This is a genomic window from Klebsiella sp. GG_Kp146 (genome assembly GCF_040061975.1).
GTDB lineage: Bacteria > Pseudomonadota > Gammaproteobacteria > Enterobacterales > Enterobacteriaceae > Klebsiella > Klebsiella quasipneumoniae.
This window is the reverse complement of the sequence record NZ_JBEAHA010000038.1, coordinates 1-21,594: the sequence shown is the minus strand read 5'-3', so window position 1 is coordinate 21,594 and position 21,594 is coordinate 1. Positions and strand designations below refer to the sequence as shown.

Below are 21,594 nucleotides of genomic sequence, written 5' to 3'. Positions count from 1 at the left end.
CGCCCAGCATAACTATCATGGAGTGAGCAATGTCGAATCAGGAATCTTCCGGCGGCGTCACCCGACGCGCGCTACTTAAATCCACAGCCCTCGGTTCTCTGGCGCTGGCCGCCGGCGGGCTTCCCCTGCCCTTTACGCTGCGCAACGCCGCGGCGGCGGTACAGCAGGCTGCCGGCGACAACACCCGCATTGTCTGGGGCGCCTGTTCGGTCAACTGCGGCAGCCGCTGCGCCCTGCGGCTGCACGTGCGTGATGATGAAGTGGTCTACGTGGAAACTGATAACACCGGCGACGACCGCTACGGCGATCATCAGGTCCGCGCCTGCCTGCGCGGGCGTTCGATTCGCCGGCGCATCAACCACCCGGATCGCCTTAACTATCCTATGAAGCGCGTCGGCAAACGCGGAGAAGGCAAATTTGAGCGTATCAGCTGGCAGGAAGCGCTGGATACCCTTGCTGACCGTCTGAAACGCGTCGTCGCGCAATATGGCAACGAAGCCGTGTACATTAACTACTCATCAGGAATCGTCGGCGGGAACATGACCCGCTCCTCGCCTTCCGCTTCGCCGGTGGCGCGGCTGATGAACTGCTACGGCGGCTCGCTTAACCAGTACGGTACCTACAGCACCGCGCAGATCGCCTGCGCCATGCCCTACACCTACGGCAGTAACGACGGCAACAGCACTTCGGATATTGAAAACAGTAAGCTGGTGGTGATGTTCGGCAACAACCCGGCGGAAACCCGCATGAGCGGCGGCGGCATTACCTGGTATCTGGAACAGGCCCGCGAGCGCTCCCACGCGCGGATGATCGTTATCGATCCGCGCTACACCGATACCGCCGCCGGTCGCGAAGATGAGTGGATCCCCATTCGCCCCGGCACAGACGCCGCGCTGGTCGCCGGTATCGCCTGGGTGTTGATTAACGAAAATCTGGTGGATCAGCCGTTCCTTGATAAATACTGCGTCGGCTACGATGAGAAGACGCTGCCGGCCGGGGCGCCTGAGAATGGCCACTATAAAGCCTATATCCTCGGCGAGGGCGACGACGGCGTCGCCAAAACGCCGCAGTGGGCTTCGCGTATCACCGGCATCCCCGCCGATCGCATCATTAAGCTGGCGCGCGACATCGGCATGAGCAAACCGGCCTATATCTGCCAGGGCTGGGGGCCGCAGCGCCAGGCCAACGGCGAGCTCTCCGCCCGGGCGATCGCCATGCTGCCGATCTTAACCGGCAACGTCGGCATCAACGGCGGCAACAGCGGCGCCCGCGAATCGACCTACACCATCACCATCGAGCGTCTGCCGGTGCTGGAAAACCCGGTGAAAACCGCCATCTCCTGCTTCACCTGGACCGACGCCATCGCTCGAGGCCCGGAGATGACCGCCACCCGCGACGGCGTGCGCGGCAAAGAGAAGCTGGATGTGCCGATCAAGTTCCTGTGGAACTACGCGGGCAATACCCTCATCAACCAGCACTCCGACATCAATAAGACCCACGAGATCCTGCAGGACGAAAGCAAGTGCGAAACCATCGTGGTCATCGACAACTTTATGACCTCGTCAGCGAAATACGCCGACCTGCTGCTGCCCGACCTGATGACCGTTGAGCAGGAAGATATTATTCCCAACGATTACGCCGGCAATATGGGCTATCTGATTTTCATCCAGCCCGCCACCTCGGCGAAATTTGAACGCAAACCGATTTACTGGATCTTAAGCGAAGTGGCGAAACGGCTCGGCGACGATGTCTACCAGCGTTTTACCGAGGGACGCACTCAGGCGCAGTGGCTGCAGCATCTGTACGCCAAAATGGTGGCGAAAGATCCGGCGCTGCCGGCCTACGATGAGCTGAAGCGAATGGGCATCTACAAACGCAAGGACCCGAACGGCCACTTCGTCGCCTATCGCGACTTCCGCCGCGATCCTGAAGCGCATCCGCTCAAAACCCCGTCCGGCAAAATTGAGATCTACTCCAGCCGGCTCGCCGAGATTGCCGCCCGCTGGCAGCTGGAGAAAGACGAAGTCATCAGCCCGCTGCCGGTCTATGCCTCCACATTTGAAGGCTGGGACGATCCACTGCGCAGCCAGTATCCGCTGCAGCTGTTTGGATTTCACTATAAGGCGCGCACCCATTCCAGCTACGGCAACGTGGACGTGCTGCAGGCCGCCTGCCGTCAGGAAGTGTGGATCAACCCGCTGGACGCGGAAAAACGCGGGATTAAAAACGGCGATCTGGTGCGGGTGTTCAACCAGCGCGGCGAAGTCCGGCTGCCGGCGAAAGTGACGCCACGCATCATGCCGGGCGTGTCGGCGATGGGCCAGGGCGCGTGGCACGACGCCAATATGGCCGGGGACCGGGTTGACCATGGCGCCTGCATGAATACCCTGACCACCCATCGCCCGTCGCCGCTGGCGAAAGGGAATCCGCAGCATACCAACCTGGTCGACATCGAGAAGGTTTAAGGAGTAAACCATGAGCACGCAATATGGATTCTTTATCGACTCCGCTCGCTGTACCGGGTGCAAAACCTGCGAGCTGGCCTGTAAGGACTATAAGAACCTGACTCCGGAAGTCAGCTTCCGTCGCATCTATGAGTACGCCGGCGGCGACTGGCAGGAGGACAACGGCGTCTGGCAGCAGAACGTGTTCGCCTATTACCTCTCCATCGCCTGTAACCACTGCGCCGATCCGGCCTGCACCAAGGTCTGCCCGAGCGGGGCGATGCACAAGCGCGAAGACGGTTTTGTGGTGGTGGATGAAGAGGTGTGCATCGGCTGCCGCTACTGTCATATGGCCTGCCCGTACGGCGCGCCGCAGTATAACGCCGACAAAGGCCATATGACCAAGTGCGACGGCTGTTATCAGCGCGTCGCCGAAGGGAAAAAGCCGATCTGCGTCGAGTCCTGCCCGCTGCGGGCGCTCGATTTCGGCCCCATTGCCGAACTGCGCGCTAAGCACGGCCAACTGGCGGCGGTGGCCCCGCTGCCCTCGGCGCACTTCACTCAGCCGAGCATCGCGATCAAACCTAACCGCAACGCCCGGCCGTGTGGCGATACCACCGGTTACCTGGCAAACCCGAAGGAGGTGTGAGATGGGAAGCGGATGGCAGGAATGGCCGCTGGTGCTGTTTACGGTACTGGGGCAATGCGTGGTCGGCGCGACCCTCGTCAGCGGTCTGGTCTGGCTGACGCTGGCGGACCAGCGCGAAGCGCGGCAGCGGCTGGTGCGCAGCATGTTTTTTATCTGGCTGCTGATGGGGATCGGTTTTCTCGCCTCAGTGATGCATCTCGGTTCGCCGCTGCGGGCGTTTAACTCGCTGAACCGCGTCGGGGCCTCGGCGCTGAGCAACGAAATCGCCAGCGGTGCCTTGTTTTTCGTCGTGGGCGGATTCTGGTGGCTGCTGGCCGTGCTGGAAAAAATGCCGGCGGCGCTGGGTAAAGTCTGGCTGGCGATCGCCCTGCTGTTGGGGCTGGTGTTTGTGCTGGCGATGACCCGGGTTTATCAAATCGATACCGTGCCGACATGGTACACTGGCTACACCACCAGCGCCTTCTTCCTGACGGTACTCCTCAGCGGGCCGCTGTTCGCCGCCCTGCTGCTGCGTATGGCGAAAGTCGACGTTAACGTCTGGTTTATTGCCGGGCTGAGCGTGGCCGCGCTGGTCATCAGCGCCGCGATTATCGTGATGCAAAGCGCCGGGCTCGGCGCCATTCACAGCGCCGTTCAGCAGGCGGCCACCCTGCTGCCGGATTACGGCAGACTGCAGGCCTTACGTCTGATCCTGCTGGCGCTGGGACTTGGCTGCTGGCTGTGTCCGCTGATCCGCCGTCAGCCGCAGCGCGCTGCGGGGCTGTTGGCCGGCCTGTTGCTGGTCCTGATCGCGGAATGTATTGGCCGCGGCCTGTTTTATGGGCTCCATATGACCGTCGGTATGGCGGTTGCCCGTTAATGAGACGGCGCGCCGGCGCGCGCCGCAGAAAGGAATAAGTGATGATGCCGTTCCCTCACCGCGACGCTGTCGCCTTAAGCGCCCGTACCCTGGGCGCGTTGTTTTCTTATGCGCCGAATAGCCCGCAAATCGCGCCGCTGGTGGCCGCCTTCCAGGACGGCAGCTGGCAGCAACAGTGGCCCTTCCCGGTTGCCGCCCCGCTGGCATCGGGGTTTGCCGCGTCGGTTGAAGAGTCGTTGCCGGAAGCCTGGCAGCGCCTGTTTATCGGACCGTGGGCCCTGCCGGCGCCGCCATGGGGATCCGTCTGGCTGGATAAAGAGTCGGTGCTGTTCGGCGAATCCACACTGGCCCTGCGCGAATGGATGCGCGCGAACGGCATCGCACTGGACGCCGATCGCAACGAGCCGGAAGACCATTTCGGCACCCTGCTGCTGCTGGCGGCGTGGCTGTGCGAAACGGAGCAGGAGGCGCTGTTTGCCCAGCTGCTGGCCTGGCATCTGCTGCCGTGGTCCGGGCGCTTCCTGAGCGTCTTTGTCGAACATGCCACCCACCCCTTCTACCAGGCGCTGGGCCAGCTGGCGCAGGCGACCCTGGCGCAGTGGCAGGCGGGTCTGCCCCTCGCGGTGGCGGAAAAGCCGCTCTATCGCTAATCCCTTTGCCGCGCCGGGAGTCGGCGCGGTTTCCTTGATGGCTCCCCTCTCCGTAACCCGCACTTATCGCTTTTGCATATAAGTTTATTCCCTATCACAATAAGGCCATGTTTTCCCAATCTCGCCGTGACCGATGCACCGTCTTCATCCCTATCCTGATGTGCAGGTGATGTTTCGTCGCCTGCTGATCGCCACGCTGATTGGCCTTCTCGCCGCCCTGGCGGTGGCCCTGTTTCGCCATGCCATGGTGGTGCTGGAAACGCTGTTTCTCGGTAACGACAGCGGGAGCCTGGTCAACGCCGCGCAGTCGCTGCCGGCGTGGCGACGGCTGATTACCCCGGCGCTGGGGGGACTGGCGGCAGGGGCACTTCTCTGGCTGTGGCAACGACGCCGCGTTGCCCGTCCGCACGCCGCCACCGATTATATGGAAGCCCTGGAGACCGGAGACGGTTGCTTCGATACGCCGGCAAGCCTGGTGAAGTCGCTGGCCTCGCTGCTGGTGGTGGTCACCGGCAGCGCGATTGGCCGGGAAGGCGCCATGATCCTGCTGGCCGCGCTGGCAGCCTCGCTGTTCGCCCGCCGCTTCACGCCGCAGGCCGAATGGAAACTGTGGGTCGCCTGCGGCGCCGCCGCCGGGATGGCCAGCGCCTATCATGCTCCACTGGCCGGCAGCCTGTTTATCGCTGAAATTCTGTTTGGCACGCTGATGCTGGCCTCGCTTGGGCCGGTAGTGATCTCGGCGGTGATCGCCCTGCTGCTGACCCAGTTTCTCAACGGCGGCGCCGCGCCGTTGTACCATGTCGTCCTGCAGCAGGATCTCAGCGCGCTGCACTATGGCCTGATGCTCGCCACTGGACTGCTGGCCGGACTGTGCGGGCCGCTGTTTATCTGGCTGATGGAATACAGCCACCGCGGGTTCGTCAGGCTGAAACTGGCGCCGCCGTGGCAGCTGGCGCTGGGCGGTCTGATCGTCGGCGGCCTATCGCTCATCACGCCGGCGGTGTGGGGCAACGGCTACAGCGTGGTGCAAAGCTATCTGCTGCTGCCGCCGCCCGGCGCGCTGCTGGTGGCGGTATTCCTGTGCAAACTGCTGGCGGTGCTGGCCAGCAGTGGCTCCGGCGCGCCGGGCGGGGTGTTTACCCCCACGCTGTTTGTCGGCCTGGCGATGGGCATGCTATTGGCCCGCTTCAGCGGGCTGTGGCTACCTGGGGAGCAGGAGATGGCTATGATGATGGGACTGACCGGCATGGCGGCGTTTCTTGCCGCCACTACCCATGCGCCAATCATGTCGACTCTGATGATTTGTGAGATGACCGGGCAGTATGTGCTGCTGCCCGGCCTGCTGATCACCTGCGTGGTGGCGTCGGTGCTGTCGCGTACGTTACGCCGGGATTCGATCTATCGCCATCACGTTGCCGAGCATGTCTAAGTCGACGTAGCGGCTTAGCTCACGCTGTTCGGCGCGCGGCAGATACGGCAGCTCGCCAATGAGCGGCGCAGGCAGCTTTTTGCTGAGCACATCGATGATTTCGGCGTAGTGCGCCAGACCGGGGTTGATGCGGTTGGCCACCCAGCCGATCAGCGGCAGCCCGTCATTGGCGATCGCCTGGGCCGTCAGCAGCGCATGGTTGATGCACCCTTCCTGGATCCCTACCACCATCAGCACCGGGAGCTGCTCCTGTACCACCCATTCGGAGAGCGGTCGCAGGTCGTTCATCAGGCTGCGCCAGCCGCCGGTGCCTTCAACCACCACGTGTTCAACCTGCCCGGCCAGCCGCTGCAAACCATCCGACAGCAGACCGTAGTTGATCGGGCAGCTGTGCGCCACGCTGCTTTCGTCTTCGCTTAAGGCGATGGGATTGACAGCTTCATAGGGTAACGCCAGCGTGGAGACGCTCTGCAGCACCAGCGCGTCTTTATTACGCAAACCGTCCGGCGTCTCTTTGCTGCCCTTCGCCACAGGCTTGTACCCGGCCACGCTTTTGCCTCTGGCAGCAAGTGCCTGCAACAGCGCACGGGAAACCACTGTCTTCCCGACAGCAGTGTCTGTACCTGTAATAAAGAAACGCTTAAACATCACTAACCCCACAGTTTTGTCGATGAAATATACGGGAGAGAAATAATCAACAGTGGGCAAAGTCTACGTGAAGCCGCTGGGGGTCAGCTTGAGATAGCGCAATTTTTGGTGTGACTATGAAAAAATGTTAACCCTGTAACAGTCGTATGAGTAAGGATCCGTTATAGAGCGCATCCTTGACCAGCGCCGCGCCAGCCATCGTTCCGCGGTTGGAGAACTGGGTGCTTTCAACCGCGATATGCTGGCTGTAGGCCGGGAGTGATTGTTGCCGAATGCAGCTGGAAATTGCCGGAAAAAGAATGTCCGCCGCCAGGTTAAACGGCGAGCCGATCAGGATTTTCTGCGGGTTAAACAGATTGACCATGATCGCCAGAATGCGACCGACGTGATGACCGACGCCGCTGATAATGTCCCGGGCCAGCAGGTCGCCCTGCAGCGCCGCCTGGCACAGCCACTCCACGCTCAGCGGACGCTGATGCAGCAGCGAGCTCATCGACTGCGCCATCCGCATCTGCGCCAGCTCCAGCACGCTCTCCACGCTGGCGATCGTTTCCAGACAGCCATGGTTACCGCAGTAGCAGCGTTTGCCATAGGGGTCGACCTGGGTATGACCGATCTCCACGAGGCTGCTGCTGCCGGCGTGCAGCAGACGTCCGTCGGTGATAACCCCGGCGCCGACGTTATGATCGATCACCACCTGAATGACGTCCCGGGCGCCGCGCGAGGCGCCAAACAGCGATTCCGCCATGGTCCAGGCGCTAATGTCATGCTGAATATAGACCGGCACCCCGGTATGGTTGGCCAGCGTTTCGCCCAACGGGACGTCTTTGACCTCTTCATAAAACGGCATGCGATGAATAATGCCGTTTTCGGTATCAATGATACCCGGCATCGTTATGGCGATGGAGGTGAGGCGTTCCAGCTTCTTCTGGTGGCGAATAAAGAAGCGATCGATATGGTCGATGATCCGCGTCAGAAACGGCGAGCTGTCGGTAAGGGCCAGCTCCAGCTGCTCCTCCACCACCAGCTGGCTGCTTAAATCGCGCAGCGAAAGGTGGATCTCGCCGCGGCTGATGCGCACCGCCAGATAGTGCCAGGCCTCGGTTTCCACCATCAGACCCACCGCCGGGCGCCCGCGGCTGCCGGGCTCCTGAATCTCGGTCTCCTGCACCAGATGCGCTTCCAGCATCTCGCGGACAATTTTGGTGATGCTGGCGGGCGCCAGTTGCGCAAATCGGGAGAGGTCGATACGCGATACCGGGCCGAGCTGATCAATCAGGCGATAGACGGCGCCCGCATTGGTCTGCTTAATTTGATCGATATGGCCTGGTTGACTATCCGCTACCACCATTGACTCCCTTTATTTTCGCGCTTCGAAATAAACTTTCGGCTATGGTGAAGCACTTCGATGGTGAACGTCAAATTTTTGCTTAGCCTTGTGATTTACCGCACATTTCCAGCCCCTTTTTGCCTCAATTGCGCTCGTTTTTCCAGACCAGCAGCGTGTCACGAAAGCGTTTTGCCAGCGCCCCCTGCTCATGGTGTTTCGACCACACCAGCCACATCTCCGACACCGCATCCTTTTCGTCAATCGGCAGCCAGCGCATTTCGCTGAGCTGCACGCGCTGAAAGGAGGCCGGCAGGATCGACACCCCCAGCCCGGCGGCTACCAGGCCAATAATGGTCATCGCCTCCCCCACCTCCTGGGCAATCACCGGCGTATGGCCGTAGCGGCGCAGCAGGCCAAGGATGTCGTCATACAGGCCGGTACCGACGTGCGGGTCGAAAAAGACGAACGGCTCCCGCGCCAGCGCCGCCAGGCTGACCGAGGGCTGGCGGGCCAGCGGATGGTCCACTGGGACCATCGCCAGCAGCGGCTCGCGCAGCACTCGCTGCCACGCCAGGGTGTCCGGCAGTTGGGTATTGCGCAACAGGCCGAGGTCGAGGGCTCCCTCGCTCAGCGGGACAATCTGTTCGCGGGTATTGGTCTCGCGGGTGAGAATATGCACATCCGGGTAGCGCTGACGAAACAGGGACAGCGTATCGGATACCGCCTTGATAAAAGGGGCCGAGGAGGTAAAGCCGATACGCAGTTCGCCCGTTTCCCCATGGTGCAGACGGGCGGCGCGGGCGGCCGCGTCCTCCACCTGGGCGAGAATTTGTCGGCTGTCGGCGAGAAACTGTTTCCCCGCCGCCGTCAGGCTGACGCTGCGGTTGGTGCGGGCGAACAGGCGGGCGCCGGTCTGCTGCTCGAGGATCTGAATTTGCTGGCTTAACGGCGGTTGAGAGATGTTCAGTCGCGCCGCGGCGCGGCCAAAATGCAGCTCCTCGGCGACGGCGACAAAGTAGCGCAAATGACGCAACTCGATATTCATATTTAAAACGTCTTATTTGAGATTATTAATATATTAGACAGAATATTTACATTTTCATACCCTAAAAATGTGAGCTGAATGGTCACAACACTCTGTTGGTAAGCAGCAACTTCTACCCAAGGAATTCTCTGTGAGTCGTACAACAACCGTTGACACCGTGCCGGCGGGCGAGGTCAGCGTCGCTGGTGCATCCCGCCCGGATCCGTTTATTAAGCGCGGCACCCCGCAGTTTATGCGCGTCACGCTCGCGCTATTCTCCGCCGGTCTGGCCACCTTCGCCCTGCTCTACTGCGTACAGCCGATCCTGCCGGTGCTGTCGAACGAGTTCGGCGTATCGCCGGCCAGCAGCAGTATTTCTCTCTCCATTTCCACGGCGATGCTGGCGGTGGGCCTGCTGTTTACCGGCCCGCTGTCGGACGCCATAGGCCGCAAGCCGGTGATGGTCACCGCGCTGCTGCTGGCCGCCTGCTGCTCGCTGTTGTCGACCATGATGACCAGCTGGCACGGCATCCTGATTATGCGCGCCCTGATTGGCCTGTCGCTGAGCGGCGTGGCGGCGGTCGGTATGACCTACCTGAGCGAGGAGATCCACCCCAGCTTTGTGGCCTTCTCTATGGGACTCTATATCAGCGGCAACTCCATCGGCGGCATGAGCGGCCGCTTGCTCACCGGGGTCTTTACCGATTTTTTCGGCTGGCGCGTGGCGCTGGCGGTGATCAGCGGCTTCGCCCTGGCCGCGGCGATTATGTTCTGGCGAATCCTGCCCGAGTCGCGCCATTTCCGCCCGACCTCGCTGCGGCCAAAAACGCTGCTGATTAATTTCCGCCTGCACTGGCGCGATCGCGGCCTGCCGCTGCTATTCGTCGAGGGTTTCCTGCTGATGGGGGCCTTTGTCACCCTGTTTAACTACATTGGCTACCGTCTGATGATGTCGCCGTGGTCGTTAAGCCAGGCGGTGGTGGGTCTGCTGTCGGTGGCGTATCTCACCGGGACCTGGAGCTCGCCGAAAGCGGGCGCCATGACCGTACGCTATGGCCGCGGTCCGGTGATGCTCGGCTTTACCGGCGTGATGCTCTGCGGCCTGCTGATGACGCTCTTTTCTTCCCTGTGGCTTATTTTCCTCGGCATGCTGCTGTTCTCCGCCGGCTTCTTCGCCGCGCACTCCGTCGCCAGCAGCTGGATTGGCCCGCGCGCGCGCCGCGCCCGCGGTCAGGCGTCATCGCTGTATCTGTTCAGCTATTATCTTGGCTCAAGCCTGGCGGGGACATTAGGCGGGGTGTTCTGGCATCGCTACGGCTGGAACGGCGTCGGCGGATTTATCGCGCTGCTGCTCCTTGCCGCGCTGTTGACCGGCACTTGCCTGTATCGGCGACTCAAATAATCGCGCGTGACGTGGCCTGCGGGCCACGTTTCACCACATGCCCATGATAGATGACAAGCCCATCAGCTCTCTGACGGCATCAACGGACAGTAAGGCAATAAACAGCCAGGTGAACGGATTCATAAACCACCCCCGAACCTCCAGACTTGCGTTATCGATCACAGTTTAGTCACGATGCGTTACCGATTTCTGCAATACTGCTCACAGAGCCACGCTTTTTTTCCTGCTAACACGCGGCTAATGCTTTACCCCGCCCTCTGCGCGCCACGCTCGACCCGCCAGGCGTATCAGGATAGTGTAGAGGCATACCGATAATCTGTTCATTCACCTGTCACGGACCGAACGCTACTATGACTGAAAATACGCCTTATCAGCAGCTTACCCGCACCTTTCAGCGCCTGTCGCGCTTTTCGCATCTCTCCGCCATCGCCGGCTGGGATATGTTCGCCATGATGCCTCCGGGCGGTAGCGCCGCCCGCGGCGAAGCGCTGGCGGAACTCGGCGTGCTACAGCATCAGATCCTGACCGATAAAAAAGTGGGCCAATGGCTGCAGGCGGCCCGCCAGCAGGATCTCAACGACCTCGAACAGGCCAACCTGCGGGAAATGCAGCGCCAGTACGATCAGGCGGCGCTGCTGCCGGAGAGCCTGGTGGAGGCCAAATCGCTGGCCGGTAGCCGTTGCGAACATGCCTGGCGCAGTCAGCGACCGGCTAATGACTGGGCTGGCTTTGCCGATAATTTGCGCGAGGTGGTCAGGCTGAGCCGCGAGGAAGCGCAGATCCGCGCCGACGCCCGGGGCGGCTCACGCTATGACGCGCTGCTGGATATTTTCGAACCGGATATGACCAGCGCCCGGCTGGACAGCCTGTTTGCCGATCTCAAGTCCTGGCTGCCTTCCCTGCTGCGACAAGCGGTCGATAAGCAGGCGACGCGAACCTTGATCGCCCCGCAGGGGCCGTTCCCGATCCCTGAGCAGCGCGAACTGGGTCTGCAGGCGATGCGCATCCTCGGCTTTGACTTTGACGGCGGGCGTCTGGACATCAGCGCCCACCCGTTTTGCGGCGGCGTCCCTCAGGATGTGCGCATCACCACCCGCTACAACGAAAACGACCTGCTCAGCGCTCTGTTCGGCGTGATCCACGAGACCGGCCACGCCCGCTATGAGCAGAATCTGCCTCGCCCGTGGGTCGACCAGCCGGTAGGACTGGCCCGCTCTACTGCTATCCATGAGTCGCAGAGCCTGTTCTTCGAAATGCAGCTGGGACGCAGCGAGCGCTTCCTGAAACGCCTGCTGCCGGCGGTGCGCGAACGCTTTGGCGATCGGCCGGCCTTTAGCGAGGAGAATTTCATCGCCTGGAACCAGCGGGTGAAACCAGGCTTTATTCGCGTTGATGCCGATGAGGTCAGCTATCCGGCGCATGTGATCCTGCGCTATGAAATTGAACGCGCGCTGATCGACGGCGAGATAGAGGTGGAAGATATTCCGTCGCTGTGGGATGAGAAAATGCAGCACTGGCTGGGACTGTCGACCACCGGCAACTACCGGGACGGCTGTATGCAGGATATTCACTGGACCGACGGCGGCTTCGGCTACTTCCCTTCCTACACGCTGGGGGCGATGTATGCCGCGCAGCTGATGACCGCCGCCCGTCGCGCGCTGCCGACGTTAGACCGCGATATCGCGGAAGGGGATTTCAGCGCCCTGTTTGACTGGCTGCGGCAGAATATCTGGCAGCATGGCAGCCGCTTCACCACCTCGCAGCTGATCCAGCAGGCCACCGGCGAGGATCTTAACAGCTGCTACTTCCGCGACCACCTTACCGCCCGCTATCTGTGATCGTCCGCGCCGGGCTGCCCGGCGCGTCCTTCCACTCCCCGCCTTGTACATTCGGTTACACGCCGATACCAAACACTCACGGAAAGCCCGAAAAGACAAGCATATAGTGATTTCACCGGCCCCGCAGTGGGGTTGAAATTAAGAAAACTTTTCGAGGATATCAGAATGAAAAAAGTATTAGCTCTGGTCGTTGCCGCTGCTATGGGTCTCTCTTCCGCCGCTTTCGCTGCTGACGCAGTAAGCACCACTCAGGCGCCAGCTGCTACCCACAGCACTGCTGCCAAGACCACCCATCACAAAAAACACCATAAAGCCGCGGCCAAACCAGCTGCAGAGCAGAAAGCTCAGGCTGCCAAAAAACACAAGAAAGCAGAAGCTAAACCAGCCGCTGCCCAGAAAGCCCAGGCCGCGAAAAAGCACCACAAAGCTGCCGCTAAACCGGTAGCCCAGAAAGCTCAGGCAGCGAAAAAACACCACAAAACCACCAAACACCAGGCCGCTAAACCTGCTGCACAGCCGGCAGCCTAATTCCTCCCGGTGAACCAACCTTCTTAAATAATCGGCGCTGCTTCAGCGCCGTTTTTTCTGGAGAGCACTATGCTGCGGCGTTATCGTTTTGAGCTCATCCTGATCCTGTTAATCATTTGCGCAGTGGTTGCGACCCGCTTTTTCCTCTATTAATCATTTCGCCTTTCTCTCCCGTTTTGCCGCCTGGCTCAGACTTCCCGCAAGGTGAATGTCGCGCAAATATTGTTGCCCACCCTTATCACTCTCTTTTACCCTGCCGCTGCCAGCGGCGCAAATCATGCCCGGCGCCCGAAGACGCCAGACACGTTAGCAATAAACCATCGCGCGCCTGGCCCCCACGCGGCGGCCAGACTCATCACAACGCACGTACCGCTTCCATCACCAGATAGCCGGTTGCGCCCCAGATGGCCACCGAGACCAGGGAAACATAGACCAGTGCGCGAATACCTTTTTTAGACATATACCCTCCGAACGCCGGGGAAATAGAATTCAGGCTATCATCGCCGGTATTACCTCTCTATTTACTCAACGGACGGGTGACGGTAACAACGTTTTCGGTGAGAAAATGTTTCGCATTGAAAATAATTACGTGAGGCGTAAAGAAGTGCGAATTCTGGTGAAGTTCTGGCGGGTAAAAGTATTATTTTTGCGCATTATGCTGCCAAACCAGGAATAACCTCAAAGAGGTATTGCTGCATTATTCGCCAATTTCAGTACGTTCTGATACACGAATGTGCTTGCGCCAGACCGTGCTTTCTGCGGAAATAGCAGCAGAAGGTTAATGGTATTAACCGATTGAAATCAGAAGGTTTTACCCGCGCCAGAGCCTGTCGCGCGCAGATGAGACATGCCGTTTGGCCTGATTAGAATTATTGTTTACTTTCAAAAACTTAAATCTCCTGCTACTGTCAATAGACATCATAGCCTCCCCCAGAGAGTGATATGCGTAGAGACGTTCTGTTATTACTGTGTTCATTTTATCTGTTACCTCTGGGCGCACATGCCGAAGATAGCGGACTGAGCGCCAAAGATATTAAGACGTTGTTTTTCGGCCACGATGAGCGTAAAGCGGTGAGCCGCCCGGAGGAGAGTCCGTGGGACGCGATTGGCCAGCTGGAGACCGCCAGCGGCAATCTGTGCACGGCGACGCTCATCTCCCCCAACCTGGCGCTGACCGCGGGCCACTGCCTGTTAACGCCCCCGCGCGGCAAGCCGGACAAAGCGGTCGCTCTGCGCTTTATTTCCCGCAAGGGTAACTGGGTGTATGAGATCCACGGCATTGACGGACGCGTGGATCCCGGGTTAGGCAAGCGTCTGAAAGCCGACGGTGATGGCTGGATCGTTCCCTCCGCCGCGGCGCCCTCGGATTTTGGCCTGATCGTGCTGCGCTATGCCCCCTCGGGCATCACGCCGATCCCGCTCTTCCCCGGCAGTAAGGCCGATTTAACCGCCGCTCTGAAGGCGGCGGACCGGAAAGTGACCCAGTCAGGTTATCCTGAAGATCATCTGGACAATCTTTACAGCCATCAGGATTGCATCGTCACCGGCTGGGCGCAAAACAGCGTCCTGTCGCACCAGTGTGACACCCTGCCCGGCGACAGCGGCTCGCCGCTGCTGCTGAAAACCGCGGACGGCTGGCAAGTGATCGCCGTGCAAAGTTCGGCTCCCGGCCCGCAGGATCGCTGGCGGGCGGACAACCGCGCCATCGCGGTGACCGGCTTTCGCGATAAGCTGGAGGCGCTGGCCGGAGAGTAATTACCCCTGCTGCTGACGCCGCTGCAGCAGGTCGGCGATCGGCATCGGTTTACTGAAGTAAAAGCCCTGTAGCCGGTCGCAACCGGCCCGCCGCAGCAGCGCCAGCTGTTGCGGATCTTCAACCCCCTCCGCCACGACCGTCATCCCCAGCGCGCGGGCGATGCGCACCGTGCCGCGCACCATCTCCGCCGCCTGCGCATCGCAATCCACCCGCCCGGCGAGGGATTTGTCAATCTTCAGGCTGTCAAAGCGAAAGCGGCGTAAATAGCCGATGCTGGAGTAACCGGTGCCAAAATCGTCCAGCGCCACGGCGATGCCCTGGGCCTTCAGATTCTCCATCACCGCCTGCGAACGTTCCGGATTTTCCAGCACATAACTCTCCGTCACCTCCACCTGCAGGCGCGACGGCGGAAAGCGGCAGGCAGCGACCGTTTCCATCACCCGGCTTTCAAACGCCGGATCGCGAAATTGCGCCGGCGAGATGTTCACCGACAGCAGCAGATCGCCCACCGGCTGCAGGTCGCTGCAGGCGCGTTGCAGGACGAACTGGCCGAGGGTGTCAATCAGGCCGCTACTCTCGGCAATGGCGATAAACGCATCCGGCGCCAGCGCACCCTGCGGGCGACGCGGCCAGCGCAGCAGCGCTTCAACGCCGGTCATCGCCAGCGTATCGGCATCGACCACCGGCTGATACCAGACCTCAAATTCATCCTGCTCCAGCCCCTGACGGATGCCATTCTCAATCATCAGCTGATGACGTCGCACGGCATCCAGCGCATCGTCATACCAGGCCGTCCGCCCCTTGCCGCTCTTCTTGGCGTGGTACATGGCGATATCCGCCCGGCGAAACAGTTCGGTACTGGAGCATTCCGCCGGAGTACCGCTGGCGATGCCGATGCTGGCGCCGATATAAATTGTGCGTTTGCTCAGCGCCACCGGCGCTTTAAGCAGCTCCAGCGCCGCCCACGCGAACGCCGCGGCCCGGTCGATCGCCTGTTCGCCGCTCACCGCCATGGCGAACTCATCCCCGCCCATTCTTGCCAGCATGGCCCCCGCCGGCACCCGTTTTTGCAGCGCGCTGGCGATATGGCGGATCAGAGTGTCGCCCACATCGTGGCCATAGTTATCATTCACATCCTTAAAACCGTCCAGATCGATAAACACCACGCACTGCATATCGTGCTTACTCGTGTCGCACACCTGGCTGAGCCGCAGCAGCAGCGCACGCCGGTTGGGCAGGCGGCTAAGCCAGTCAATCAGGGCGATCTCCCGCGCCTGACGTTCGCCGCGGGCCAGCTTATACATGCCGAGGCTGCTGAACAGAATAAACAGCAGGATCAGGCTGGCGGCCACCCCGGCGATCAACCGCATACTGCCTGACGAGGCCAGGGCCGCTTCGGCGCCGGGCAGGCGCGGCTGCCACGCCAGATAGCCCAGAACCTCGCCTCCCTGCGTGCGCAGCGGGATCCTGTGTTCGCCTGGGCCGTCGCTGAGATGCAGATGGCTTATCTGGAAGGTGTCGCCTAAACGCTCCAGCAGCTGAGGGCTGATGTGCCGGGTAATGACCAGATAGCGTCGGGTCTCGTCAGCCACCTGCAGCCGGCCGCTCGTCGGCCGTATCAGGCCGATGCCGACGAAAGCGATCCCGGCCTCGGTACGTGTGATGCCGGCGAAGGCGTTTCTCCCCTCGCGCAGAGCCTGTGCATGATAGCGGATCAGGCTGGTCAGCCCGGCGCCGAGAAATGAGAGGTCTTCCCGGGGCATAACCTGACTCTGAAAGGCGCCCCACAGGATGTGATAATGTTCATCAAGGACAAAGGTGCCGTCATACAGGTTATTGATTTTGAAGCCAGATCCCCAGGAGTCGTACAGCCATTTTTGATCCAGGCTGGGAGCGTAAGTCTGGGTCACCGCATCGTCCCAGATGGCATTGTCCAGCACCAGCGACAGCACCCGGTTGACCGAGGTCTGCACCGCCCCTTCCACCGACAGGACCGAGCGCTGTTGGTCAATTTCATTGGATTTGCTGGCAATGAGGTGTTGCGAGAGGTAAAGCAGGGAGATCACCGACGCGGTGAGGCCGAGCCCGGCGAGAAAAATCATTATTGACAACGTCCTGGCGGAAGGAATTTTCCGCCAGCCGAAAGCTGTGAGCATGCGCAGTCCTCATCGTCACCGGGCACAATACCTGCGGGGCCGGTCTTGAGTAAGCATACTACAGCGAACCCGTTTTGCCGCCTGGCTTTGCAGGCGGCGCGACGTCAGGCGAGTTTAATTAACACCATGCCGGCAACCAGCAGGATGACACCCGCCCAGCCTTTGTTATTCAGGCGCTGGCCAAACAGCACCCAGCCGGCGGCGATGGTCGCCGCGATACCGAAGCCGCCCCACAGCGCATAGGCGACCGACAGATCGATGCCTTTCACCGCCTGCGACAGGGCGCTGAACGCGCCCAGCACCGCCGCCAGCGACAGAATGCCATAGACCTTGCGGCGGAAACCGTCGGAAAACTTCAAAAAGACGTTGGCAATAATTTCCAGAACAATGGCGATAGCCAGCCAGATGGCGTGGATCCACTCAAACTGCTGCATGAGCCACCTCCTGCTTCGACGACGCTTTTTTCTGGGTGCCGGACTTAATTAAGACGATCCCCACCACCAGGGTGGTCAGACCGGCTATTTTCAGCAGCGACAGGCTTTCATCAAACAACAGTACGCTGAACAGGGTGATCAGCAAAATACCAATCCCTTCCCATAACGCGTAGGCCACGCCGAGGGCAATTTTTTTAACCGCAAAGGCGAGAAAAATATATGACAGGGCAATCATGGCCAGCATTAAAATAAATCCGGTATGCCCACCGCTAATGCTTGCCCATTTCATCGACAAGGTGCCGGTAATTTCAGCAATAATCGCTAAAGCTAATAAAATCCAATAAAACATGATCCCTTCTCCTGCTTGAGAATATAATCCATTACCGTTTACGCGACGCGTAAACAGGAAAATTTCTGACGTAGATTTCGCTGTGCGCTTGGCGCCAGCTCAGGCAGAAAGAAGGTGACTATAGCGCCGAATGCCAGTGCTGTTCGCCGGCAAAACGGGAAAAAGTGAGGGATACTGCGGGGTGATTTAAAATATACATCCTGAACTGATTGTCCATAAAATTACAATTATCCGCGGTGTTGCTTCTCGTCCGGTGCGGATGAAAATTGTCCTCAGTAGTTAAACACAGGTACATTTGTAGCATAGTGCTACATTTTATTCAAAGACTTTGCAATTCTTTACGCCGCGGTTTTGCTGCAATGCGTTTTTTCTGAAAAAAAACGTCATTATGCTAATGTAACGCAACCTGTTAACAGGCAAGGAAGATTGAGGACGGGATCCTATGGCTAAACCTATTATTACACTTAACGGATTAAAGATGGTCATCATGCTGGGCATGCTGGTGATCATCCTGACCGGCATTCGCTTTGCGGCAGACATTATTGTCCCGTTTATACTCGCGCTTTTTCTGGCGGTGATTATTAATCCGCTGGTCCAGCTGCTGGTCCGCTGCCGGGTGCCACGCGTGCTGGCGATCTCATTGCTGATCGGCCTTATCGTCATGTTAGCCGTTGTGCTGCTGGCCTCGCTGGGGACTTCGCTTAACGAGCTGGCGCGCACCCTGCCGCAGTACCGCAACTATCTCTACGAACCGATGCAAACCATCGCTCCCTGGCTGCAGCGCCTGGGCTTTACCGTCTCGGTGGTGGAGCTAAACAAATACATCGACCCCAACGCCGTGATGACCCTGGTCACCGGTCTGCTCACTCAGCTGTCGAACGCCATGTCCTCGATTTTTCTGCTGCTGCTGACGGTGGTGTTTATGCTGCTGGAGGTTCCGCAACTGCCCGCCAAACTGCAGCAGCTGATGTCCCGCCCGGTAGAAGGCATGGGGGCCATTCAGCGCGCCATCGACAGCGTGTCGCATTATCTGGTGCTGAAGACCGCGATTAGCCTGGTCACCGGGCTGGTGGTCTGGGGCATGCTGGTTCTGCTGGACGTGCGTTTCGCCTTTATGTGGGGGCTGCTGGCCTTCGCGCTGAACTATATTCCCAATATTGGCTCCGTGCTGGCGGCCATCCCGCCGATCCTGCAGGTCCTGGTATTCGGCGGCCTGTACGAGGCGCTGGTGGTGCTGGCCGGCTATCTGATCGTTAACCTGGTGTTCGGCAATATTCTCGAACCGCGGATCATGGGGCGCGGCCTGGGACTCTCCACCCTGGTGGTATTCCTGTCGTTGATCTTCTGGGGCTGGCTGCTGGGTCCGGTCGGTATGCTCCTGTCGGTGCCGTTGACGATCATCGTCAAAATCGCCCTCGAGCAGACCAGCGGCGGCCAGAGCATCGCATTCTTATTAAGTGATGTGAGCAAAGAGTAACCCTTCCCCGGGGGGGCGAGTGGCCGGCCCCCCCTCTCCCTGACACCTGTGGTAGACCACTACGCCTTTCGTATTATTGATCCTCATCACAAAGGGCCAATCACAATTGTTACTCTCAGGCTAACGATTGGCCGCCGTGCTTAATTGATGCTCCGCGCCTCGCATCGCACACTAAACTCCACCAGGACAAACAAAACGATTTGTCGAATCAGGAGGTTAATAATGAATGCCGAACAAACGACGGGGCGGGTCTGGAACCGTCGCCGGACGGAAAAGCAGCGGCGGCTGGCCGAGGCCAACATCCCCGGCAAAGTCATCCCCACTGACCAGCTGGTCAGCGTACTGGAAAACCTGCTCGCCCCCGGCGACCGGGTGGTGCTGGAAGGCAACAACCAGAAGCAGGCCGATTTCCTCTCCCGCATGCTGGCGGAAGTCAATCCGCAGAAAATCCACGATCTGCATATGATCATGCCGAGCGTCGGGCGCAGCGAGCATCTGGACCTGTTTGAAAAAGGTATCGCCCGCAAACTCGATTTCTCCTTCTCCGGTACCCAAAGCCTGCGCATTTCGCAGCTGCTGGAAGATGGCCTGCTGGAAATCGGCGCCATTCATACCTATATCGAACTCTACTCCCGCCTGTACGTCGATCTGTCGCCCAACGTCGCGCTGATCGCCGGCTACAAAGCCGACCGTAAAGGTAACCTGTATACCGGGCCGAGTACCGAAGATACCCCGGCGCTGGTGGAAGCCGCCGCCTTCCACGACGGTATTGTTATCGCCCAGGTTAACGAACTGGTGGACGACGAGTGCGATCTGCCCCGCGTCGATATTCCCGGCTCGTGGATTGATTACGTGGTGGTCGCCGACAAGCCGTTCTTTATTGAACCGCTGTTCACCCGCGACCCGCGCCTGATTAAGCAAGAACACATTCTGATGGCGATGATGGCGATCAAGGGCATCTACGCCGAGCATCAGGTGCAGTCCCTCAACCACGGGATCGGCTTCAACACCGCCGCCATCGAACTGCTGCTGCCGACTTACGGCGAACAGCTCGGTCTGAAAGGCAAAATCTGTAAACACTGGACCCTGAACCCGCATCCGACGCTGATCCCGGCGATCGAGAGCGGCTGGGTGGAGAGCGTGCACTGCTTCGGCGGCGAGCTGGGGATGGAAGAGTACATCCGCGCCCGTCCGGATATCTTCTTTACCGGCCCGGACGGCTCCATGCGCTCCAACCGCGCCTTCTGCCAGCTGGCGGGGCAATACGCGGTGGATATGTTTATCGGTTCGACCCTGCAGGTTGATGGTCTGGCTAACTCCTCGACCGTCACCCGCGGCCGCCTTTCCGGCTTCGGCGGCGCGCCGAACATGGGCCACGATCCGCACGGCCGCCGCCATGCCACCCCTGCCTGGCTCAATATGATCACCGAGCCGGACCCAATGCAGCGCGGTAAAAAACTGGTAGTGCAGATGGTCGAAACCTTTCAGGCCGGGGTGAAGCCGACCTTTGTTGAGACTCTCGACGCGGTCGACGTCGCCAAAACCTCCGGCATGCCGCTGGCGCCGGTGATGATTTACGGCGATGACGTCACCCACGTGCTGACCGAAGAGGGTATCGCCTACCTGTATCGTGCGGAAAGCCTGGAAGAGCGCCGGGCGATGGTCGCCGCCGTCGCCGGGATCACCGACATCGGTCTCGGAGTGGACGCGAAACGCGTGGCTGCCCTGCGTCAGAGCGGCAAAGTGGTCTACCCGGAAGATCTCGGCATTCGCCGCAGCGAGGCCACCCGTTCGCTGCTGGCCGCCGGCAGCGTCGCCGACCTGGTGGAATGGTCCGACGGACTGTACAACCCACCGGCAAAATTCCGGAGCTGGTAATGAAAATTCTCTCCCCCCTGCACGCAGAAAGCCGCGTCAGCTGGCTGGCGGATACCGCCAGCGCCTGTCTGATTGACGAAGCCCGTCTGAGCCCGAAACCGGGTCTGGTTGACAGCCGCGGCAGCGGCGCGCATCAGGACCTCACGCTGGCGCTGATGGAACACTCCGCCCGCAGCCTGCAGCCGACCTTCCACGCGCTGGCCCAGCAAAGCTGGCGCCGCCCGGCGGATATCGCGCTGCGCGAAACCGTCGGCCGCCTTGGCCGGGAAGGCGAAGCGCAGATGATGCAGGCCACCGGCGGGGTCAACACCCACCGCGGCGCCATCTGGGCGCTGGGGCTGCTGGTCAGCGCGGTAGCGATGTTGGGGGGAGCGGGTCATTCACAGGCGATCGCCGACACCGCCGCCGCCCTCGCCCGTCTGCCCGACGGCCTGGCGCCGAAAAGCTTCAGTAAAGGGCTACGCGCCAGCCGCCGCTGGCAGGTGCCGGGCGCGCGCGAAGAGGCGCAGCGCGGTTTCCCGCATATCACCACCCTGGCGCTGCCGCAGTTACAGCAAAGCCGCGCCCGGGGCGCCAGCGAGCCGCAGGCGCAACTTGACGCGCTGATGGCCATCATGACCTCGCTGAGCGATACCTGCGTGCTGTCGCGCGCCGGCTTGACCGGCCTGCAGACCATGCAGCAGGGCGCCCGCGCGGTGCTGGCGGCCGGCGGGTGCGCCAGCGTCGCCGGACGCGGGGGGGGG

At 60.4% G+C, this 21,594-nt stretch carries 20 protein-coding genes; 13 read left to right on the top strand and 7 right to left on the bottom strand.

Annotated features, from left to right (window positions below; translation table 11 throughout):
* Positions 1-29: 29 nt before the first annotated feature.
* From ynfE to clcB, 5 genes are all read left to right on the top strand, one after another.
* Complete coding sequence (ynfE, locus tag ABLU95_RS21590) at positions 30-2,465, top strand: selenate/tellurate reductase subunit YnfE (RefSeq protein WP_277475495.1); 2,436 nt, start codon at positions 30-32, stop codon at positions 2,463-2,465.
* Positions 2,466-2,475: 10 nt separating this feature from the next.
* Positions 2,476-3,093 (top strand): DMSO/selenate family reductase complex B subunit, encoded by a 618-nt coding sequence (locus ABLU95_RS21585; protein WP_032452738.1) that lies wholly within the window; start codon positions 2,476-2,478, stop codon positions 3,091-3,093.
* 1 nt (position 3,094) lies between these two features.
* Entirely contained in the window at positions 3,095-3,952 is an 858-nt protein-coding gene (locus ABLU95_RS21580; RefSeq protein WP_243805656.1) for a DmsC/YnfH family molybdoenzyme membrane anchor subunit, read from the top strand.
* A gap of 41 nt (positions 3,953-3,993) precedes the next feature.
* Positions 3,994-4,602: a Tat proofreading chaperone DmsD gene (gene dmsD / locus ABLU95_RS21575; protein WP_087776828.1), complete on the top strand. Its 609-nt coding sequence runs from the start codon at positions 3,994-3,996 to the stop codon at positions 4,600-4,602.
* A gap of 133 nt (positions 4,603-4,735) precedes the next feature.
* Positions 4,736-6,031 (top strand): voltage-gated ClC-type chloride channel ClcB, encoded by a 1,296-nt coding sequence (gene clcB / locus ABLU95_RS21570; protein WP_064154666.1) that lies wholly within the window; start codon positions 4,736-4,738, stop codon positions 6,029-6,031.
* On the opposite strand, the gene bioD is transcribed toward clcB, so the two are convergent.
* From bioD to ABLU95_RS21555, 3 genes are all read right to left on the bottom strand, one after another.
* Positions 5,984-6,679: a dethiobiotin synthase gene (gene bioD, locus ABLU95_RS21565; protein WP_065882308.1), complete on the bottom strand. Its 696-nt coding sequence runs from the start codon at positions 6,677-6,679 to the stop codon at positions 5,984-5,986. The two genes, clcB and bioD, sit on opposite strands and share 48 nt — an antisense overlap.
* A gap of 127 nt (positions 6,680-6,806) precedes the next feature.
* The gene (gene mlc / locus ABLU95_RS21560) at positions 6,807-8,027 is read right to left on the bottom strand and encodes a sugar metabolism global transcriptional regulator Mlc (RefSeq protein WP_032429145.1); all 1,221 of its coding nucleotides are present in this window, start codon (positions 8,025-8,027) and stop codon (positions 6,807-6,809) included.
* 124 nt (positions 8,028-8,151) lie between these two features.
* On the bottom strand, positions 8,152-9,054 hold the full coding sequence (locus ABLU95_RS21555; RefSeq protein WP_348880390.1) for a LysR family transcriptional regulator: 903 nt from the start codon (positions 9,052-9,054) through the stop codon (positions 8,152-8,154).
* Between the two features lie 130 nt (positions 9,055-9,184).
* On the opposite strand from ABLU95_RS21555, the gene ABLU95_RS21550 reads away from it, so the two are divergent.
* Positions 9,185-10,435, top strand: coding sequence for an MFS transporter (locus tag ABLU95_RS21550; RefSeq protein ID WP_023289545.1), 1,251 nt, complete (start codon positions 9,185-9,187; stop codon positions 10,433-10,435).
* 30 nt (positions 10,436-10,465) lie between these two features.
* On the opposite strand, the gene ABLU95_RS21545 is transcribed toward ABLU95_RS21550, so the two are convergent.
* Positions 10,466-10,558, bottom strand: a complete 93-nt coding sequence (locus ABLU95_RS21545; protein ID WP_004206050.1) for a hypothetical protein — start codon at positions 10,556-10,558, stop codon at positions 10,466-10,468.
* A gap of 227 nt (positions 10,559-10,785) precedes the next feature.
* Here ABLU95_RS21545 and ABLU95_RS21540 point away from each other — a divergent pair, with 227 nt between their 5' ends.
* The 3 genes from ABLU95_RS21540 to ABLU95_RS21530 all read left to right on the top strand — a co-directional run bounded on the left by ABLU95_RS21540 (position 10,786) and on the right by ABLU95_RS21530 (position 14,556).
* Positions 10,786-12,273, top strand: a complete 1,488-nt coding sequence (locus ABLU95_RS21540) for a carboxypeptidase M32 (protein ID WP_348880389.1) — start codon at positions 10,786-10,788, stop codon at positions 12,271-12,273.
* 165 nt (positions 12,274-12,438) lie between these two features.
* The gene (asr, locus tag ABLU95_RS21535) at positions 12,439-12,801 is read left to right on the top strand and encodes an acid resistance repetitive basic protein Asr (protein WP_114508139.1); all 363 of its coding nucleotides are present in this window, start codon (positions 12,439-12,441) and stop codon (positions 12,799-12,801) included.
* A 942-nt stretch (positions 12,802-13,743) separates the two neighbouring features.
* Positions 13,744-14,556 (top strand): serine protease, encoded by an 813-nt coding sequence (locus ABLU95_RS21530; protein ID WP_044522790.1) that lies wholly within the window; start codon positions 13,744-13,746, stop codon positions 14,554-14,556.
* On the opposite strand, the gene ABLU95_RS21525 is transcribed toward ABLU95_RS21530, so the two are convergent.
* Positions 14,557-16,713: a bifunctional diguanylate cyclase/phosphodiesterase gene (locus ABLU95_RS21525; RefSeq protein ID WP_348880388.1), complete on the bottom strand. Its 2,157-nt coding sequence runs from the start codon at positions 16,711-16,713 to the stop codon at positions 14,557-14,559.
* On the opposite strand from ABLU95_RS21525, the gene ABLU95_RS21520 reads away from it, so the two are divergent.
* A complete protein-coding gene (locus tag ABLU95_RS21520; protein WP_258315333.1) occupies positions 16,673-16,762 on the top strand; it encodes an ArsR family transcriptional regulator in 90 nt (29 codons plus the stop codon). The genes ABLU95_RS21525 and ABLU95_RS21520 overlap by 41 nt on opposite strands.
* Before the next feature lie 55 nt (positions 16,763-16,817).
* On the opposite strand, the gene kpnF is transcribed toward ABLU95_RS21520, so the two are convergent.
* Positions 16,818-17,147: a multidrug efflux SMR transporter subunit KpnF gene (gene kpnF / locus ABLU95_RS21515; RefSeq protein WP_023289540.1), complete on the bottom strand. Its 330-nt coding sequence runs from the start codon at positions 17,145-17,147 to the stop codon at positions 16,818-16,820.
* Positions 17,134-17,496 (bottom strand): multidrug efflux SMR transporter subunit KpnE, encoded by a 363-nt coding sequence (kpnE, locus tag ABLU95_RS21510; RefSeq protein WP_023289539.1) that lies wholly within the window; start codon positions 17,494-17,496, stop codon positions 17,134-17,136. Before kpnE ends, kpnF begins: the two co-directional genes overlap by 14 nt.
* A 442-nt stretch (positions 17,497-17,938) precedes the next feature.
* Between kpnE and ABLU95_RS21505 the strand changes: the two genes are divergently transcribed.
* From ABLU95_RS21505 to ABLU95_RS21495, 3 genes are all read left to right on the top strand, one after another.
* Positions 17,939-18,973, top strand: a complete 1,035-nt coding sequence (locus tag ABLU95_RS21505; RefSeq protein WP_023289538.1) for an AI-2E family transporter — start codon at positions 17,939-17,941, stop codon at positions 18,971-18,973.
* 222 nt (positions 18,974-19,195) lie between these two features.
* Positions 19,196-20,851: a malonate decarboxylase subunit alpha gene (gene mdcA, locus ABLU95_RS21500; protein ID WP_004206060.1), complete on the top strand. Its 1,656-nt coding sequence runs from the start codon at positions 19,196-19,198 to the stop codon at positions 20,849-20,851.
* The coding region (locus tag ABLU95_RS21495; protein WP_348880387.1) for a triphosphoribosyl-dephospho-CoA synthase at positions 20,851-21,594 on the top strand (744 nt) is incomplete at its 3' end. The genes mdcA and ABLU95_RS21495, both read left to right, overlap by 1 nt.

What these genes read in the sequence shown, in the direction of transcription:
- ynfE (WP_277475495.1), top strand. Translation starts at nt 30, where the DNA reads ATGTCGAATCAGGAATCTTCCGGCGGCGTCACCCGACGCGCGCTACTT.
- ABLU95_RS21585 (WP_032452738.1), top strand. Translation starts at nt 2,476, where the DNA reads ATGAGCACGCAATATGGATTCTTTATCGACTCCGCTCGCTGTACCGGG.
- ABLU95_RS21580 (WP_243805656.1), top strand. Translation starts at nt 3,095, where the DNA reads ATGGGAAGCGGATGGCAGGAATGGCCGCTGGTGCTGTTTACGGTACTG.
- dmsD (WP_087776828.1), top strand. Translation starts at nt 3,994, where the DNA reads ATGATGCCGTTCCCTCACCGCGACGCTGTCGCCTTAAGCGCCCGTACC.
- clcB (WP_064154666.1), top strand. Translation starts at nt 4,736, where the DNA reads ATGCACCGTCTTCATCCCTATCCTGATGTGCAGGTGATGTTTCGTCGC.
- bioD (WP_065882308.1), bottom strand. Translation starts at nt 6,679, where the DNA reads ATGTTTAAGCGTTTCTTTATTACAGGTACAGACACTGCTGTCGGGAAG.
- ABLU95_RS21555 (WP_348880390.1), bottom strand. Translation starts at nt 9,054, where the DNA reads ATGAATATCGAGTTGCGTCATTTGCGCTACTTTGTCGCCGTCGCCGAG.
- ABLU95_RS21545 (WP_004206050.1), bottom strand. Translation starts at nt 10,558, where the DNA reads ATGAATCCGTTCACCTGGCTGTTTATTGCCTTACTGTCCGTTGATGCC.
- ABLU95_RS21540 (WP_348880389.1), top strand. Translation starts at nt 10,786, where the DNA reads ATGACTGAAAATACGCCTTATCAGCAGCTTACCCGCACCTTTCAGCGC.
- asr (WP_114508139.1), top strand. Translation starts at nt 12,439, where the DNA reads ATGAAAAAAGTATTAGCTCTGGTCGTTGCCGCTGCTATGGGTCTCTCT.
- ABLU95_RS21530 (WP_044522790.1), top strand. Translation starts at nt 13,744, where the DNA reads ATGCGTAGAGACGTTCTGTTATTACTGTGTTCATTTTATCTGTTACCT.
- ABLU95_RS21525 (WP_348880388.1), bottom strand. Translation starts at nt 16,713, where the DNA reads ATGCTCACAGCTTTCGGCTGGCGGAAAATTCCTTCCGCCAGGACGTTG.
- kpnF (WP_023289540.1), bottom strand. Translation starts at nt 17,147, where the DNA reads ATGCAGCAGTTTGAGTGGATCCACGCCATCTGGCTGGCTATCGCCATT.
- kpnE (WP_023289539.1), bottom strand. Translation starts at nt 17,496, where the DNA reads ATGTTTTATTGGATTTTATTAGCTTTAGCGATTATTGCTGAAATTACC.
- ABLU95_RS21505 (WP_023289538.1), top strand. Translation starts at nt 17,939, where the DNA reads ATGGCTAAACCTATTATTACACTTAACGGATTAAAGATGGTCATCATG.
- mdcA (WP_004206060.1), top strand. Translation starts at nt 19,196, where the DNA reads ATGAATGCCGAACAAACGACGGGGCGGGTCTGGAACCGTCGCCGGACG.